This is a genomic window from Saccharothrix sp. NRRL B-16348 (assembly GCF_001280085.1).
In the GTDB taxonomy this organism is placed as follows: Bacteria; Actinomycetota; Actinomycetes; order Mycobacteriales; family Pseudonocardiaceae; genus Actinosynnema.
This window is the reverse complement of record NZ_LGED01000250.1, coordinates 21,998-38,967: the sequence shown is the minus strand read 5'-3', so window position 1 is coordinate 38,967 and position 16,970 is coordinate 21,998. Positions and strand designations below refer to the sequence as shown.

Genomic DNA, 16,970 nt, shown 5'->3' with positions numbered 1-16,970 from the left:
GGGAGGTCGGTGGGATGACACGAAACCCGCACCACAACGGCCCCGGCGCTTAACCGCAAACCAGGCGTCATCCTGCTGATCTGCCCGTCCGGCGAGGACGCTTTTAATCTTTTAATCTCTTCCCCAACCCCCACCCCTAATACCCAACCGTAAACCGCCCCCTCCTATACCGGGGCCTCTCCACCTCATCCAGCACCGCCACCGCCAGATCCTCGATCGAAATCACCTCACCAACCTGCTCATCCCCACCAACCCGAAAAACCCCCGTCCGCTCACCGGGCTCCAACAACACCGGCGGGCTCAGATACGTCCACTCCGCCTCACGATCCGCCCGGCAAACCTCCAACTGCTCCGCCCCAGCCCTCGCGATCGGCCCCAACTCGACCGGGAAGTCCGGCGCCTCCAGAACCATGTGCCCAGCCGGCGTCACGAGACTTCCCGCACCACCGACGATCAACAGCCGAGCCCCGGTCTCCGCCACCCCGGCGAGCAACGCCCGCGTCGCCGCCACCAACTCGTCCTCCCGACCGGGCGTCGGCCGCGTCGCGCCGATCACCACGTCCCGCCCCGCGCTGAGCCTCACCACATCCGCGACCATCCCCGCGTCGCCGACTTCCGCACCCCCGCCGGCCCTCCGACTGACCTCCGCAACCTCGTGCCCCCTCCGCCGGCCCTCTTCCACCACCCGACGACCGACGCTACCGAGCGCTCCGAACACCGCGATCCTCACGCATCTCCCCTTTCTTCTCATCCTTCTTCTTCTGCGCCACAACGAGCGCCCCAAGCACCACCGCCGCGCCAACGACCTGCAACGCGGTCAACTCCTGGCTCAACACGAGCCACCCCACCCCCGTCGCCACGACCGGGCTGAGCAGTCCCAAGAACGTCACCTGCGTGGCCGCGAGCATCCGAATCCCCCGGAACCACAGGGCGTATGACAGCGCTCCGCCGATCACGCCCAGGTACACGAACCCGCCGACGTTCGCCGCCGTCAACGCGGGCGGCAGCCCTTCGACCACCAACGTCACCGGCAGCAGCACCACACCGCCCGCCACCAACTGCCACCCCGTCACGGCCAACAGCGGCGCGGGCGTCGTCCACCGCTTGCTCAGCACCACCCCGGCCGCCATCACGACCGCCCCACCCAACGCCGCCGCCACGCCGACCAGGTCCAGCCGCGCGTCCCCTCGCAACACCAACAGCGCCACGCCCACCACACCGGCGACCCCGGCCAGTGCCGTGCGCGTCGTCATCCGCTGCCCGAGCAGCACCACCGCCAGCCCCGCCACCACCAACGGCTGCACGGCTCCGACCGTCGCCGCCACCCCACCCGGCAGCCGGTACGCGGCCAGGAACAGCAACGGCAGGAACACGCCGATGTTCAGCGTGCCCAGCACCAGCGAACGCCACCACCAGTCGCCGCGCGGCAGTCGTCGCGTGATCGCGACCAGCAGCAACCCGGCGGGCAACGCCCGCAGCAACCCCGCCAGCAACGGCCGGTCCGGCGGCAGGTACTCGGTGGTGACGAAGTAGGTCGTGCCCCACACGGCGGGGGCGAACGCGGTCACCCATTTGCTTAGCACTAAGACAAAGTAGCTCATCGCTAAGGTATCTCCACCGTGACTTACCTCACCGCTAAGCTAGTTCGATGGCAGACCACGTCGACCTCGTCCTCGGTCAGTGGCACGCGCAGCGCCCTGACCTCGACGTCTCGCCGATGGCGGTGATCGGCAGGCTCAGCCGCCTGGCCCGCTTGGTGGACGTCGAACTGGGCAAGACCTTCGCCGCGCACGACCTGGACCGGGCGTCGTTCGACGTCCTCGCCACCCTGCGCCGCAGCGCGCCGCCGCACCGGCTGACCCCGACCGAGCTGATGCGGGCCTCGATGGTCACCTCGGGTGCCGTCACGCAACGGCTCGACCGCCTCGAAGCACGCGGGCTGGTCGTGCGAACGCCGAACGAGCACGATGGCCGAGGCGTGGTCGTCGCGCTCACCGACGCCGGCCGCGACCTGATCGACCGGACCTTGCCCGACCACCTCGCAACAGAAAACCGGCTGCTCAGCGCGCTGTCACCGGATGAACGGACAGCTCTGGCCGACACTCTGAAGCAGCTGCTGGAGTCCCTGAACGACAAGTAGGGACCACAAGTTTCTTCACTTACCAAACTTACGGCGCTATCGTACGGTTTCCGCGGACCTGCTTAACCGCTTAATTGCCGCACAAACCTCAACGCCGAGAGGGCCGGTAACCATGAGGAAACGCCCAGCCTCCAGACACTTGACCATCGCCGTCGCCGTAACCGCCCTGCTGATCTCGACCACCGCACCCGCCCACACCGCACCCACCACCACACCGGCGTACACCGACACCCACCGGCACCCCAAACCCGAACCCGTCCGGATCTCCGACCCGCACGCCACCCCCGAAACCCGCTCCCTCTTCTCCTACCTCCGCGCCCAACAGGGCAAGGGCGTCCTCTTCGGCCACCAGCAGACCACCGAGTTCGGCGTCACCTGGGACGAGCCCACCGAAACCGACGGCCTGAAGTCCGACGTCAAGGCGGGCGTGGGCGACCACCCGGCGCTGTTCGGCTGGGACACCGGCCACCTCGGCCACGGCTCCTCCCCGGGCGACCCGACCCCCGAGGAGAACTTCCAGGCCACCGTCAAGCTGATCGAGACCGCGCACAACGAGATCGGCGGCGTGCACACGCTCGCGTCCCACATGGACAACTTCGTCACCGGCGGCGACTTCTACGACACCAACGGCGACGTCGTCACCCGCATCCTCCCCGGCGGCGACCACCACGCTGAGTTCAACGCCTACCTCGACCGCGTCGCCCGCCTCGCGCACGAGGTCGACGACCGCCACGGCAACCCGATCCCGATGATCTACCGGCCGTTCCACGAGAACAGCGGCTCGTGGTTCTGGTGGGGCGCGGCGCACGCGTCACCGGCGAAGTACGTCGAGCTGTTCCGGTACACCGTCGAGTACCTGCGCGACGTCAAGGACGTGCACAACTTCCTGTACGCGTACTCGCCCGGCGGCGGCTACGGCGGCGTGGACGACGTCTACATGCGCACGTACCCGGGCGACAACTACATCGACGTGTTCGGCATCGACAACTACGACGGCAGCAACGCCTCGCAGCAGTGGCTGGACGGGATCGTCGCCGACCTCGGCATGATCGCGCGCATCGCCGAGTCGAAGGACAAGGTCTCGGCGTTCACCGAGTACGGCATCAGCGGCGCGCTCAAACCCAACGGGCAGAACGGGAACCTGAGCTGGTTCACCGCGATGTTCGACGCCATCAAGGCCGACCCGTGGGCGAGCCGCAGCGCGTTCATGCTGACCTGGGTGAACTTCGGCACCGAGCAGTTCTTCCTGCCGTACCCGGCGACCGCCACCGAACCCGAGCACGAACTCCTGCCTGATCTCAAGCGGCTGCACCAGGACCCGTTCGCGGTGTTCAGCTCGGCGCTCGACCTCTCGAACGTCTACGGGCGCAAGGTGAAGGCCGAGCCGCACCAGCCGTTCCTGCACGTCGTGTCGCCGCCGGACGGCGAGCGGATCACCACGCCGACCACCACGGTCCGCGTGCGGCTGCTCGACGCCAAGCACGCGTTCGTCCACTTCACCGTCGGCGACGACCCGACCAAGCACCCGCTGAAGCTCGACCGGCGGACCGGCTACCACACCGGCACCTGGCACATCGGCGCCGAGCACCTGACCAACAAGGTCACGCGGCTCAAGGTGACCGCGTTGACGGCGACCGGCGCGTTGTCCACGACGAACCGCGTGATCCTCGGCGCCAAGCCGCCGCTCGCGCCCGGCGTCGTGGACGACTTCGAGGGCCACGTGGACGACACGGCGTTGGGCGCGGAGTACAGCCCGTACGGGACGAACCGGATCTCGCTCGCGGCGGAGAACGGCGGCAAGGCGCTGAAGTTCGACTACGACTTCGGCTTCCAGACCTACACCGGCGTCGGCAAGCGGATCTCGGGTGACTGGTCGGCCTACACCGGCCTGTCGTTCTGGCTGCGCCCCGACGGGTCGAACCACAAGCTGGTGCTGCAGCTCAACGCCGGCGGGGTGGCGTACGAGGCGTACCCGTCGCTCGCGGGCACGTCCGCCAGCGTCGTCACGATCCCGTTCGCGGACTGGCGGCCCGCGCCGTGGGACACCGGCAACGCGCACCGGCGGATCACGCCGGAGGACCTGAAGAACCTGTCCCAGTTCAACATCTTCATCAACCAGGCCGCAGCCAACCCGGTCGTGACCGGCACCTTCTACCTGGACGACATCCGCGCCACCTGATCGCCCACCCGCGTGTCCTACGTTCAGAACGAGAACGTAGGACACGCGGTGGTCACAGGGTGCTGGTCCAGGTCGTGACGGCTTGGTGGTAGGCGGCGGCGTGGGGGGCGTAGTTGATGGAGTGCCCGTAGTCGGCCAGCACGTAGGAGCGCAGGCGGGCGGCGGGGGAGAAGAACGGGGACTCCGAGGCGCGCAGGGTGTCCGCCGACGTGCAGTCGCTGCCCAGTGGTCGGCCGCAGAAGTGGGTGTCGCCCGCGCCGACCACCACCATCACCGGCACGTCGACCAGCCGCGTGAACGGGATGACCACGTTGTTCAACGTGATCGTGTCCACCGCCTCCGACACCGCGAACACGTCCTTCGTGGCCTCGTCGAACCCGATCGCGTCGGGCACCCGCACCCCCGGCGCGTGGAACGAGCCGTAACGGGTGCCGGGCGCCGTCGTCAGGTAACCCACGTCCAGCCCGGACCGCCGCAGCTGCGGGTCGACCACCGCCGGGATCATGCCCGCCAACGCCGGGACCACGGTGACGAGGTTCATCCGGTGCGTGAAGCCGGTGACCAGCACGCCGTCCACGTCGTGGTACGTCCCGGCCTCGATCAACGCCATCGCCGCGCCGATCGAGTGCCCGCCGACGACGACCTTCTCGAACCGCGGCCGGACCGCCCGCACGACCTGGTGCACGGCGTGCGCCTGGGTCGACGCCGTCACCAGCGCGCTCAACGGCCGCGAGCTGCGCCCGGTGCCCAGCCGGTCCACGGCCAGCGTCGCGACACCGGCCCGGTTCATCGCCTGCCGGTACGACCGCGTGTCCGGCGAGTACGCGATGTCCCAGTACGAGCTGTTGTACGTGCCGCCGGGGATCAGCACCTGCACGGTGGACGCGCCCGTCGGCGTGCACAGCCTGCCGTGCATGGAGTGCGCCGTGCCGAGCACCGTCACCGGCACGCGCAAGTCCTCGCACGTGACCGACGCGGCGCTCGCGGGTGCGGGCAGCAGACCGGCCGACGCGGTGAGCAGGGCGACCGCGGACAACCGCAAACGCGACCAACGCACGACTGAACAACCTCCTGGGTTCGATGCCGCTGCTACGAGCCGTTCCGACGACCTCAGTCGCGGGACCGGCCGACAAACTTCGAGATCAACGGGGCACCGCCGTCATCAGCAGGCCGCTGGGGTAGGCGGTGGACGTGAACTTGGTGCGCACGGGCTTGCCGGGCACCGGGACGAGCCGCCACTTCGACAGCACGGTGGCGAGGGTGATCACGACCTCGGTCTGCGCGAACACGTTGCCGAGGCACTGCCGCGCGCCCGCGGCGAACGGGATGTAGGCCCCGCGCGGGACGTCGGCGGACGGGGACAGCCACCGGTCGGGGTCGAACCGGTGCGGGTCGGGGAAGGACGCCGGGTCGTGGTGCAGGGCGTGCGGGCTCACGATGACCTCGGCGCCCACTGGTAACCGCACCCCGCCGAGGTCGACCGGCTCGACGGCCCGGCGCATCAGGATCCACAGCGGGTACACCCGCAGCACCTCGTTCACCACGGCCGCCGCGTACTTCAGCCGCGGCACGTCGGCGAAGGTCGCCGGGCGCCCGTCGAGCACCTCGTCGAACTCCGCGACCAGCCGTCGTTCCACGTCCGGGTGCCGCGCGACCTCGTGGAACGCCCACGCCAGCGCCAGCGCCGTGGTCTCGATGCCCGCGGTGAGCAGGGTCAGCACCTCGTCGTAGGTCTGCTGGTCGGTCATGCCGTCGCCGGCTTCGTCCTGCGCCAGCAGCAGCATCGACAGCAGGTCGCCGTGGTCGGCGACGCCCTCGGCCCGCCTGCTCGCGATGACGTCCAGCACGATCGCGCGCATCCGCGCGATGGCCCGGTCGAACTCGCGGTTGCCCGGCAGCGGCAGCTTCTCCACGAACGACGGCGACAGCGCGCGCACCATGCCCTGCTTGATCACCACGAACACCGACCGCCGCACCTCGGCGATCGCCCGCTGCCCCAGCTCGGTGGAGAACAGCGCCTCGCCGACGACCGTGACGGCCAGGGCCTGCATGTCGTCCTCGACCACCCGCACCTCGCCGGGCGTCCACGACGTGGTCAACGCGGTCGCCGCGCGTTGCATCGTCTCCGCGTAGTGGGCGATCCGGTCGCGGTGGAACGCGGGCTGGACCATCCGCCGCTGCCGCAGGTGGAACGCGCCGTCGGACAGCACCAGCCCATTGCCCACGTAAGGGCGGAACTTGTCGAACATCGCCCCTTTGCTGAACCGCGGACCGTCCGTGACCAGCACTTGGTGCACAAGTTGAGGAGTGGTCACGAAATAGGTCGTCATCGGGCCGAGGTCGACCCGCACCACATCGCCGTGATCGCGCAGTGATGAGGTGAACCGCTGTCGTCCGCGCAGCATCGCCACGGAGTGGCCGAGGAATGGCAGGCGGCCGGGCGCCATCGGGACACCCATGACGCGCTCCTCTCCGGCCGCCGAAAGGGACGGCCCACGATAGGACCCGTTCGGTGGAAGGTGATAGTGCCCGTTCGGGTGGGTTGGTGTCACACTGATGGGGGAACGAGTGTTGGTTCCGCCCACCCGGTACTCTCGCCGATCCCCCGTGACGTGAAGAGGTGTCCGGAATTATGGTGCAAAGCGAATGGATTCCATCCGGTGTGGACATCTCCGTGCCCAGTGTGGCCCGGACCTACGACTACATGCTCGGCGGCGCGCACAACTTCGCCGTCGACCGCGCGCTCGGCGAGCGGATCGAGTCCACCATGCCGGGCCTGCGCAACGCGGCCCGCGTCAACCGGGCGTTCCTCGGTCGCGTCGTGCGGTTCATGGTGGACCAGGGCGTGCGGCAGTTCCTCGACATCGGCTCCGGCATCCCGACCGTCGGCAACGTGCACGAGGTCGCCCAGGCGGCGGCGCCCGGCTGCCGCGTGGTCTACGTCGACCGCGACCCGGTCGCCGTCGCGCACAGCGACCTGATGCTGGCCGGCAACGACGACGCGGCCGTCGTGCACGCCGACATGCGCGACCCGGACTCGATCCTGGGCAGCGACGCCGCCCGCCGGCTGCTCGACTTCGATCAGCCGATCGGGGTGCTCATGCTGCTGATGCTGCACTGGGTGCCGGACGAGGCCGACCCGCGCGCCCTGGTCGCCCGGTACCGCGACGCGCTCGCGCCCGGCAGCTACCTGGCGGTCACCCACGCCACCGGCGACAACCAGAGCGACAACCTGACCGAGGCGACCGACGCGATCAAGCGCAGCAACAGCCCCGATCAGGTGAACTTGCGTTCCCATGCCGCCATCAAGGAGATGTTCGACGGATTCGAACTCGTCGAACCCGGCCTGGTCGGATGCGGTGAATGGCGACCCGGCGGTCCTGGTGACATCGCCTCGGAGCCCGACATGAACATGCTGGTCTACGCCGGAGTCGGCCGAAAGGTGTGAATTGACCGGCGAAAGTCACCGTGGGTGTTCGCGGTTCACACTTCCGGTTGAGTGTTGGCCGGCGGGGGGTGGGTAAACTGCCGCGAATCCTCGATATCACAACAGGGCAACGGGAATGTCGATCCCCAGTCAGAGACAAGGGGCCACGTCACCACCCGAACGTGGCCGGGAACTCCTCGCACGGAAGTGGTCTTACCTGCTCAGCGGAGCCGTGGTGGTCGCGCTGGACAGGAACGAACTCGACCGCGAAATGCGGGACCGGCTCGACGACCTGTGCGCGGCGGTGCACGCCGAGGCGTCACCCGGGTCGCCTTCGCCGCGATCCGCCGAGCGGATCGGCGAACAGCTCGTCGCACTCGGGTACGTCACCGAGGACGGCTTGCGCGTGACCCTCGACGTGCTCGGGAAAGGCCTGCTCGGGCTGCCGGAGTTCCAACCCGTGGAACGTCACGCCCAGTCGGTCGTGGCCGTGCTCGGCGCGTTGTCGTCCGGATTCCTGGCGGCGAGCAGGCGCGCGGTGTTCGAGCAGCAGGAGTCCATGCAGCTGTCCCTGCTCAAGGCCGTCCGCGACGCGCAGTGGAACCTCAAGGAGAGCGAGGCGCGGTTCGAGGAGGTCGTCACGTCGTCGGCCAGCGGGATCCTGGTGGTCGACCTGACCGGGCGGATCGTGCGGGCCAACGCGGCGATCGGCGACATCCTCGGGTACACGACCGAGGAGCTGACCGGCCTGGGCCTGCTCGACCTCGTGCACCCGGCGTCGGTCCGGGGCCTCGGCGAGGCGATGCTGGCGTTGCTCGACGACCCGCACGAAGACGCGCAGGGAGGCAGCCGCGCCGACAGGCAGGAACGGGTCCGGCAGCCGCAGCGGTTGCTGCGCAAGGACGGCGACGTCGCGCGGATCTCGCTGACGATGTCGTTGCTGCGCGGCGCGGACGACCAGCCGGTGCACTTCGTCGCCGTGATCGAGGACGGCACCGAGCTGATGCTGCTCCAGTCGGAGCTGAACCGGCAGGCGCTGCACGACGTGTCGACCGGGCTGCCGAACCGCCAGTACTTCACCACCCACCTGGAGAGCGCGCTGCGCCGGGCCGACCCGGTGCGCGGGATCAGCGTGTTCCACCTGGACGTCGACGCGTTCGGCATGGTGTGCAACAGCCTCGGCCGACCGACCGGCGAACGGCTGCTCGTGCACGTCTCGCAGCGGCTGAAAGCCGTGCTGGCGCGGGAGAAGGCGATGATCGCCCGGTTCGACGGCGACGAGTTCGCGATCCTGGTCGAGAACGCCGCCGGCACGCCGGACGTCGCCACCACCGTGGCCGAGATCAACCGCGAGCTGGCCGAGCCGGTGTACTTCGACGACCGCGGGCTGGCCGTGTCGGTCAGCGTCGGCGTGGTGCGCCGGCCGCCGTCGGACTGGGCGCCCGCGGAGGTGATGCGGGCCGCCGAGCAGGCGTTGCGGCGGGCGAAGGCCGGCGGTCGCGGCCAGTGGGCGCTGTTCCACGACGGGCAGGACGCGGACGAGCGGCGGGCCGACGCGCTCGCCGTCGCCATGCCGGGCGCGTGGGAGCACGGCGAGATCGGCGTGCGCTACCGGCCGGTGGTGGAGCTGGCCGGACGTGCGCTGGTCGCCGTGGAGGCGGTGCTGCACTGGGACCGCGGCGACGACTCGCTCGACCACGCGGGCTGCACGGCGCCGGCCGAGCGGACGGGCCTGATCCTGCCGCTGGGCGAGTGGCACCTGGCCACCGCGTGCGGCCAGGTGCGGTGGTGGGGTCAGAGCGCCGGGCTCACCGCGTCGCTGCGCGTGGGGCTGACCAGGAACCAGTCGCGTGACGGCGACCTGGTCCGGCGGGTGCGCCGGGTGCTGGACGACACGGGGCTGCCCGCGTCGCGGCTGACCGTCGGGATGCCGGTGGCGGTGCTGGCGGAGCCCGAGGCGGTGGACAACCTGACCGTGCTGGCCGAGCTGGGCGTCGGCACGTCGCTGGACGACTTCGGGCTCGGGCCGGACGACCTCGCGGTGGCCGCCGAGCTGCCGATCGGGTCGGTGCGGGTGGCGCGGCGGCTGGTCGAGCGGCAGGCCCGCGGCGAGGCGGAGCACCTGGCCGGGTTGGTGCCGCTGGCAAGGCGGGCGGCTGCCCGGGTGCTGGTCGACGGGCTGGAGACGCGCGAGCAGGCCGACTGGTGGCGTGCGGCGGGCGTGGTCGCGGGCACGGGCCCGTTCTTCGGCGACCCGCTGCCGGCGGGCGCGTTCCACGACCCGATCGAGTGGTACGACTAGCCGCCAGCTGGGACGGCGTGGAATCAGGCCTTCACACCGCGTTTCCTTACCGTTACAGTTCTGGGAGCGCTCCCAGTCCGATTCCGGTCAGTGTGGACCACGGAACGGGCCGACCTCCCGCAGGCGGGTCGACGTGGTCCCGCTCGCGAAGGAGTGATGTGGATGGCGGAGTTCCCGTCCCCGGATGCGCCCGTGAACGCCTTGCGGACGTTGAGCATTCCCCTGCTCAGGGGCTCGCTCGGCGTGGTCTTCGGGTGGTTCGGCGCCCTGAAGGTGACCGGCACGACGCCGGTCGCCGACGTGGTCGCGCGTACCGTTCCGTGGCTCGACCCGGCCGTCTTCGTGTTCACGCTCGGCGTGGTGGAAGTGGTGCTGGGCATCGCCCTGATGGTGGGGTTCCGGTTGCGCTGGGTGGCGCTGCTGGTGGTGCTCCACCTGGCCGGGACGTTCTCGACGCTCGTCGTGCAGCCGTCCGTCGCGTTCCAGGCGGGCAACCCGCTGCTGTTGACCATGACCGGCGAGTTCGTGGTCAAGAACCTGGTCCTGATCACCGCGGGCCTCGCGGTCATGTCGGCCGACGCACCCGTGCGGCAGCGGGTGGCGCGGGCCGACGTCGCACGGCGGTGATCGCGCGGTGCTGCGGGGTCCCGACCGACCCCGCAGCACCATCACCCCCGGCGGGCCAGGTACGCGGCCACGCCGTCGAGGTAGAGGTCGAGGCCGAACGCGAAGTCGGCGTCCACGTCCCGCTCGTCGTAGAGGTTGTCGTGGTCGAACACCCCGGCGGCGACCACCCGGCCGAGGGCCGGCAGCCGGCGCGGGTCGACTACCTGCCGCAACGCGCGGGCGTACGACGGCCCGAACGACTCGGGGTTCTCCTTGAAGCCCTCCGCCAGCTCGGCGGTCAACCGCATCTCGCCGTGCACGAACGTCAGCAGGCCCATCACCACGCCGACCTTCTCGCCCTCGCTCAGCGGCGTGTCGGCGAGCGTGCCGAGCGCGCTGTCGAACCAGGTCAGGTTCCTGGGCCCGACGGGCGGCCCGGCGAGCGGGATCCGGGCGTACCACGGGTGCCGGCGGAACGTGACCAGCACGCTGGTCGCCCACAGCGTCAGGCCGGCGCGCCAGTCGCCGTCCGCGGGCATCGGCGGCGGGTCCTCCAGCGCGGCGTCCGACATCAGCTTGAGCAGTTCGTCCTTGCTCTTCACGTGCCGGTAGAGCGCCATCGTCGAGTTGCCGAGCTGCTGCGCCACCCGGGCCATGGAGACGGCCGCGAGCCCTTCGGCGTCGGCCACCTCGATGGCGGCCTGGGTGATCTCGGCGACCGACAGCGAAGGTTTGCGTCCACGGCGCGGTGTCTCGCGCAGACCCCACAGCAGGGCTATTTCCGCTGGTAGGTCGTACTCCTCGGTCATCGATCACCCTCTCGTCACCGCTGCCGGCCAGTCTAGGGCTACCGGAATTAACTGCGTATGAGCTACGCTCTTTAGCGTACTTGATACACATAAGGGGGCAGTGATGATCGTTGAGGCGACCGGCCTGCGCAAGGCGTACGGGTCGACCGCGGTGCTGGACGGGATAGACCTGGAGGTCGCCGAGGGGTCGGTCTTCGCGTTGCTCGGTCCCAACGGCGCGGGCAAGACCACCACCATCCGGATCCTGTCCACGTTGTCGCGCCCGGACGGCGGCCGGCTGCGGGTGGCGGGGTTCGACGTGGTGCGCGAACCGGCCGAGGTGCGCGGCGTGATCAGCCTGACCGGCCAGTACGCGGCCGTGGACGCCGAGCAGACCGGCCGGGAGAACCTGGTCATGGTCGCCAGGCTCATGCACCTCGGCCGGCCGGGCGCCAAGGCCCGCGCCGCCGAGCTGCTGGAGCGGTTCGACCTCGTCGACGCCGCCGACCGCCGGGTCAAGACCTACTCCGGCGGCATGCGGCGGCGCCTCGACCTGGCCATGAGCCTGGTCGCCGCGCCGAAGGTGATCTTCCTGGACGAGCCGACCACCGGTCTCGACCCGGCCAGCCGCACGACCATGTGGGACGCCATCCGCGACCTGGTCCGCACCGGCACCACGATCTTCCTCACCACCCAGTACCTGGAGGAGGCCGACCGGCTCGCGGACCGGATCATGGTGCTGGACAAGGGGAAGGTCGCCGCGCAGGGCACCGCGGACGACCTCAAGGCGAGGGTCGGCGGCGACCGGCTCGACCTCCGCTTCACGTCCGGCGCGGCGCTCGACGTCGCCGCCGCGCTGCTCGGCGGCTTCCCCGACCACGAGCGGCTCGTGCTCAGCGTCCCGTCCGACGGCACGGCCGCGCACCTGCACACCGTGCTGGACGACCTGCGTGCCGCGGCGGCGGCCCCCGTCCAGGTCTCCTCGCACCGCCCGACCCTCGACGACGTGTTCCTCGCCCTGACCGCCCGTGAAGGAGTGCCCGCATGAGCCACGCGATCACCGATTCGATGACCATGATCGGCCGCAGCATCCGGCTCGGCAGGCGCAACGTCGACACGCTGATCATGTCCATCGTCCTGCCGCTGCTGATGATGGCGCTGTTCGTGTACGTCTTCGGCGGCGCGATCGACACCGGCACCCAGTACATCAACTACGTGGTGCCCGGGATCATCCTGCTGTGCACCGGCTACGGCGCCGCGTCCACCGCGATGTCCGTCGCCGACGACATGAACAGCGGCATGATCGACCGCCTGCGGTCCATGCCGATCCGCAGCTTCGCCGTGCTGACCGGGCACGTCACGGCCAGCGTCGCCCGCAACGCCCTGTCGACCACGATCGTGGTCGGCGCGGCCGTCGCGATGGGCTTCCGGCCGTCCGCGTCGCCGTTGGAGTGGGTCGCCGCGGCCGGGCTGCTCCTGCTCTACGTGCTGGCGCTGTCGTGGCTCGCGGCGGGCCTCGGCTCGGTGGCGAAGTCGGTCGAGTCGGCCAGCGCGTTGAGCTTCTTCATGCTGTTCCTGCCGTACCTGAGCAGCGCTTTCGTGCCGACCGACACGATGCCGTCGTTCCTGCGGGGCGTCAGCGAGCACCAGCCGATCACGCCCGTCATCGAGACCGTGCGCGGCCTGCTCACCGGCACCCCGATCGGCGACAAGGGCTGGATCGCGCTGGCGTGGTCGGTCGGGCTGCTGGTGGCGTCGTTCATCGTGGCCACCGCCCTGTACCGGCGGCGCGTCAACGACTGAGCCGCCGTCAGCGGTGCCCGGACGCCGCGTCGATCACCTCGTCCAGCACGTCCCGCGACCGCACCAGGTCGCCGATCAGCCGGTCGATGCGGGCGCGTTCGGCGGTGAGGTCGTCCACCAGCCGGGGCGTGGCGATCTCGGAGGGCCCGCCGTCCGCGTCCCGCATGCACGGCAGCATCAGCGCGATCTTCTTGCTGCTCAACCCGGCGGCGAAGAGCTCCTGGATGCGGATGACCCGGTCGACCGCGCGTTCGGGGTACTCGCGGTGGCCGCCGGTGGTGCGGTCGGCGGGCAACAGCCCTTGCTGCTCGTAGTACCGCAACGAACGCACGCTCACCCCGGTGCGCTCGGCCAGCTCGCCGATCCGCATGCCACACCCCACGTGAGTTGAACCTGACACGGATGTCAACTCCTACCGCAGCACCAAGGCGAGCACAACCAGCCCCTACCGGACGCCGGCCGGCTCGTGACCCAGGGCGCGGAGGAACCAGTCGAACGCGGGCGCCGCGCTCACCGGCGCCCGCCACCCGTTGACGACGGCCAACAGCCGCAGGTACCGCTCGCGGCGGGGGTCGTTCGCGGCCTCCACCAGCGCCGTCAACCGGTCGACCGGCACGTGCGGCAGCCGGGCCAGGACCGCCGCGACGACCCGACCCGCCTCGGCCGACGTCGGCTCGACCCCGGCGACCGCCGCCGACCCCGCGACGTCACGGACCACCGCCGCCGGATCGGGCCGCAAGCCGTCACGCGCCAGGACGTGGTGCTCGGCCAGCCGCCGCACGCACGCCCGGAAGTCCGGGTCCTGCGTGAGTCGCGCCAGCTCCACCCAGGCCTCGACCTGCTCGACCTCGGGCAGCTCAGGCGTCAGGGACCGGATGATCCCCGCGAACGCCGGGTCGTCCGCCAGGTCGCCGAACGCGCGGTCGAGGAACTCGTCGACGAGCTGCCTGCGCCCGTCCTCGGAAAGCTTGGCCAGTCTGTGCATGAGACCCATCTCCTCGGGGCCGGCACCGCGTTCCACCACGGCCGTCAGCACCGCCCGGCGCAACCGCAGCACGCCGATCCGCGCCGCCAACGCCTCCGCGTGCGCCGCCGCCACCTCGGTCAACGTGAGCTCGCGGTCCAGGACCCGCCGGATCGTCGGCAGGTCGAGGTCCAGTTCGCGCAACGTCCGCACGAGGTCGAGGCGGGCCACGGCGTCGTGGCCGTAGAGCCGGTAACCGGCCGGGCTGCGACCGGACGGCGGCACAATCCCCTCGTCGGAGTAGAACCGGATCGCCTTGACCGTCAGCCCGGTCCGCCGAGCCAGCTCACCGATCGGGAAGAGCGCGCCGCCGTCCATGCCCACCACCCTCGCGTCTCCCGCTACCGGAGACTCAAGCCTCCACCGCGCCGTTCCTCGCGCTCAAGGCCGAGGTGCGGGAAGGTCGAGGGCAGGACGGGTCATCCGTGTGAGCCAGGGGGTTTCGGTGGTAATCAGGATTCGCGGTCGTGCCCTGCCGCACGGCGAGCACGTGGACCTCTACGCCGACGGCGACCGGTGGACCACCGACCCCGTCCCGCACGCCGACCTGGTGGCCGAGGGGTGGTTGCTGCCGGGGTTGGTGGACGCGCACACGCACCCCGGCGTCGAGTCGCCGGGCGATCCGCTCGACCACGGGATGCTGCGCGACCACCTCCGGCAGCACGTGGACGCCGGGGTGACGGTGATCCGCTCGCCCGGCCTGGCCGGCGAGCCGCCGCCGTGGTTCGGTGTCGACCCCGACGTGCCGAGGGCCTGGCACGCCGGACCGTGGCTGGCGCGGCACGGCCAGTTCTTCGACGGGTGGGGACGTCGGGCCGACGACGCGGAGCTGCCCGCGATCGCCGCCGCGCAGGCGGCCCGCACCGGGTGGGCGAAGGTGATCGGCGACTGGAGGTCGAACGGCGAGCCGGTGCCGCTGGACGTGCTGACCGCCGTGGTCGAGGCGGTGCACGCGGTGGGCGGCCGGGTCGCCGTGCACACCCAGCAGGCCGCGGGCGGCGAGGTCGCGGTGCTGGCCGGGGTCGACTCGGTGGAGCACGGGATGCTGCTCGACCCCGACCTGCTGGCGCGGATGGCCGAGCAGGGCACGGCGTTGACCCCGACGTTGTCGGTCATGCGACGGTCGGTGCCCGAGGTGCGCGGCCGTCCGGACAGCGACGCCAAGCGGTGGTATTTGGGCGGCGCGCGGGCGCACCCGGGCCTCGTCGCCGCCGCGGCCGAGGCGGGCGTGCGGGTGCTGGCGGGCACGGACTCGTTGCCGCACGGCCGGATCGTCGACGAGGTCCGCGCGCTGGCCGCCGCCGGGATGCGCCCGCACGACGCGCTCGCCGCCGCGTCCTGGGACGCCCGCGCGTACCTGGGTTTGCCGGGGCTGGAACCGGGCGCGCCCGCCGACGCCGTGGTCTACGCCGAGGACCCGAGGTCCGACCTGGGCGGGCTGGCACACCCGATCGCCGTGATCCTGCGCGGCCGACCCGTGCGCGTGGCCGGCCCGTGACCGCTGTCCGATTCCGCCGAACAGCCCCGAGGTCCGCACGTGCGTCGGCATACTGTCGGCCATGATCGAAACCGCGGCGCTGGCCGGTTTCTTCGCTGCCCACGGCGTCTGGAGCGTCTCGGAGGGCGAAACCCTGATCCCGCTCATCGGCTACGAGCAGCCCGATGGCGAACGCGGCATGGACCGCTACATGCTGGACGACGTGGGCGAGTCCGCGCGTGCCGCCCAGGAAGCGTTGGACGCCAACGAACATGGCGCCACCCGTGCCGTCCTCGTCGCCGACGCCTACCTCACCATGGACTGGGGCCGCACCGACGCCCTGATCGTCCGCGCGGTGGAACACGGCCTGACCCCGGGCTCGATGGAACTGGCCGTCCCCTACGCCCCACCGACCGACACGACCCCGTTCACCGTGTACCGCTTGCAGATCATCGAGGTCACGGGCTTCGCCGACCAGGACTACGACACCCTGGCCGAGGCGTTCTTCGCCGGCGTCGACTCGCACGAACAGGCCGCCGAAATCTGGAACACCCAGCTCGACCAGTCCTGACCCTCACCCGGCGAGCAGTTCGCGGGCCAGGGTTTCGGTCCACCACTGTTCCACGCGGGCGGGGGGCCAGGAGCGTTCGGTGGTCAGGGTTGTGTAGACGTCGATGTTGCACAGGGCCGCGTAGATGTCGACGGCCGAACGCACGTCCAAGCCGGGCCGCAGGGTGCCGTCCGGCCAGGAGGAGAAGACCTGGGTGCGGGTGTCGTCGCCGCCCCGGCGGCCTTCGTCGTAAGCCGCCGCCAGCGCCGGTTCCGTCCGGCCCGCTTCGCGCACGAGCGCGATCACGTCGCCCGAGCGCTCGAACAGCCGCCGGTCGTAGGCGGCCATCGCGGCGAGTTGACGTTCCGGGCTCGCCGACGCGTCCTCCAACTCGGCCAGGGTCGCCATCGGGTCGGCGGAGATGTCGGCCGCGTCGGCGACGGCCCGCACGAGACCCGCCTTGTCGCCGTACGCCGCGTACACCGTCGGCACCGAGACCTTCGCCTCCTCGGCCACCGCCCGCACGGTCGTGGCCGCCCAGCCCTGGGCGACGAAGAGCCGGCGCGCGGCACGCGCGATCTCGGCCCGCGTCTCCTGCGCCTGCGCCACCCGCCGCAACGAGTCGTAACGACGCTTGCTCATCCCACCCACCTCTTGATGCTGGCTATATTCAT

17 protein-coding genes are annotated in these 16,970 nt (G+C 70.8%); 9 read left to right on the top strand and 8 right to left on the bottom strand.

The genetic code is table 11. The features are described 5' to 3' along the window. Window positions 1-136: 136 nt before the first annotated feature. Window positions 137-730 (bottom strand): NAD(P)-dependent oxidoreductase, encoded by a 594-nt coding sequence (locus tag ADK67_RS41230; RefSeq protein ID WP_053722032.1) that lies wholly within the window; start codon window positions 728-730, stop codon window positions 137-139. Then, window positions 699-1,601 carry an EamA family transporter gene (locus ADK67_RS41225; RefSeq protein WP_157621473.1) on the bottom strand — a complete coding sequence of 301 codons (903 nt, stop codon included), beginning with the start codon at window positions 1,599-1,601 and terminating at the stop codon, window positions 699-701. The genes ADK67_RS41230 and ADK67_RS41225 overlap by 32 nt, the downstream gene beginning before the upstream one ends. Window positions 1,602-1,648: 47 nt before the next feature. On the opposite strand from ADK67_RS41225, the gene ADK67_RS41220 reads away from it, so the two are divergent. Further along, a complete protein-coding gene (locus ADK67_RS41220; protein ID WP_053722030.1) occupies window positions 1,649-2,140 on the top strand; it encodes a MarR family winged helix-turn-helix transcriptional regulator in 492 nt (163 codons plus the stop codon). Between the two features lie 139 nt (window positions 2,141-2,279). Beyond that, the gene (locus tag ADK67_RS41215; RefSeq protein ID WP_053722029.1) at window positions 2,280-4,319 is read left to right on the top strand and encodes a glycosyl hydrolase; all 2,040 of its coding nucleotides are present in this window, start codon (window positions 2,280-2,282) and stop codon (window positions 4,317-4,319) included. Between the two features lie 52 nt (window positions 4,320-4,371). On the opposite strand, the gene ADK67_RS41210 is transcribed toward ADK67_RS41215, so the two are convergent. Both ADK67_RS41210 and ADK67_RS41205 read right to left on the bottom strand, forming a co-directional pair. After that, window positions 4,372-5,376, bottom strand: coding sequence for an alpha/beta hydrolase (locus ADK67_RS41210; protein WP_053722028.1), 1,005 nt, complete (start codon window positions 5,374-5,376; stop codon window positions 4,372-4,374). Window positions 5,377-5,461: 85 nt separating this feature from the next. Continuing rightward, window positions 5,462-6,778 carry a cytochrome P450 gene (locus tag ADK67_RS41205; protein WP_053722027.1) on the bottom strand — a complete coding sequence of 439 codons (1,317 nt, stop codon included), beginning with the start codon at window positions 6,776-6,778 and terminating at the stop codon, window positions 5,462-5,464. Between the two features lie 173 nt (window positions 6,779-6,951). Here ADK67_RS41205 and ADK67_RS41200 point away from each other — a divergent pair, with 173 nt between their 5' ends. The 3 genes from ADK67_RS41200 (at window position 6,952) to ADK67_RS41190 (ending at window position 10,675) form a co-directional block, all read left to right on the top strand. After that, window positions 6,952-7,767 (top strand): SAM-dependent methyltransferase, encoded by an 816-nt coding sequence (locus ADK67_RS41200; protein ID WP_053722026.1) that lies wholly within the window; start codon window positions 6,952-6,954, stop codon window positions 7,765-7,767. A gap of 214 nt (window positions 7,768-7,981) precedes the next feature. Then, window positions 7,982-10,048, top strand: coding sequence for a putative bifunctional diguanylate cyclase/phosphodiesterase (locus tag ADK67_RS41195; protein ID WP_231648609.1), 2,067 nt, complete (start codon window positions 7,982-7,984; stop codon window positions 10,046-10,048). Window positions 10,049-10,210: 162 nt separating this feature from the next. Beyond that, window positions 10,211-10,675, top strand: coding sequence for a DUF417 family protein (locus tag ADK67_RS41190; RefSeq protein WP_197289864.1), 465 nt, complete (start codon window positions 10,211-10,213; stop codon window positions 10,673-10,675). A gap of 41 nt (window positions 10,676-10,716) precedes the next feature. Here ADK67_RS41190 and ADK67_RS41185 read toward each other — a convergent pair whose 3' ends face one another. Beyond that, on the bottom strand, window positions 10,717-11,463 hold the full coding sequence (locus ADK67_RS41185) for a TetR/AcrR family transcriptional regulator (protein WP_053722023.1): 747 nt from the start codon (window positions 11,461-11,463) through the stop codon (window positions 10,717-10,719). Between the two features lie 103 nt (window positions 11,464-11,566). Between ADK67_RS41185 and ADK67_RS41180 the strand changes: the two genes are divergently transcribed. Together ADK67_RS41180 and ADK67_RS41175 are read left to right on the top strand one after the other, a co-directional pair. Then, window positions 11,567-12,490 (top strand): ATP-binding cassette domain-containing protein, encoded by a 924-nt coding sequence (locus ADK67_RS41180; RefSeq protein WP_053722022.1) that lies wholly within the window; start codon window positions 11,567-11,569, stop codon window positions 12,488-12,490. Continuing rightward, on the top strand, window positions 12,487-13,245 hold the full coding sequence (locus ADK67_RS41175; RefSeq protein ID WP_053722021.1) for an ABC transporter permease: 759 nt from the start codon (window positions 12,487-12,489) through the stop codon (window positions 13,243-13,245). Before ADK67_RS41180 ends, ADK67_RS41175 begins: the two co-directional genes overlap by 4 nt. Window positions 13,246-13,252: 7 nt before the next feature. Here the strand turns inward: ADK67_RS41175 and ADK67_RS41170 are convergent, their stop codons facing one another. Beyond that, on the bottom strand, window positions 13,253-13,615 hold the full coding sequence (locus ADK67_RS41170) for a MerR family transcriptional regulator (RefSeq protein ID WP_053722020.1): 363 nt from the start codon (window positions 13,613-13,615) through the stop codon (window positions 13,253-13,255). A gap of 75 nt (window positions 13,616-13,690) precedes the next feature. Continuing rightward, window positions 13,691-14,587, bottom strand: coding sequence for a MerR family transcriptional regulator (locus ADK67_RS41165; RefSeq protein ID WP_053722037.1), 897 nt, complete (start codon window positions 14,585-14,587; stop codon window positions 13,691-13,693). Between the two features lie 127 nt (window positions 14,588-14,714). Between ADK67_RS41165 and ADK67_RS41160 the strand changes: the two genes are divergently transcribed. Together ADK67_RS41160 and ADK67_RS41155 are read left to right on the top strand one after the other, a co-directional pair. Then, window positions 14,715-15,767 carry an amidohydrolase family protein gene (locus tag ADK67_RS41160; RefSeq protein WP_197289863.1) on the top strand — a complete coding sequence of 351 codons (1,053 nt, stop codon included), beginning with the start codon at window positions 14,715-14,717 and terminating at the stop codon, window positions 15,765-15,767. A 61-nt stretch (window positions 15,768-15,828) separates the two neighbouring features. After that, window positions 15,829-16,317 carry a hypothetical protein gene (locus ADK67_RS41155; protein ID WP_053722019.1) on the top strand — a complete coding sequence of 163 codons (489 nt, stop codon included), beginning with the start codon at window positions 15,829-15,831 and terminating at the stop codon, window positions 16,315-16,317. 3 nt (window positions 16,318-16,320) lie between these two features. Here the strand turns inward: ADK67_RS41155 and ADK67_RS41150 are convergent, their stop codons facing one another. Further along, the gene (locus ADK67_RS41150) at window positions 16,321-16,938 is read right to left on the bottom strand and encodes a TetR/AcrR family transcriptional regulator (RefSeq protein WP_053722018.1); all 618 of its coding nucleotides are present in this window, start codon (window positions 16,936-16,938) and stop codon (window positions 16,321-16,323) included. Window positions 16,939-16,970 lie beyond the last annotated feature (32 nt).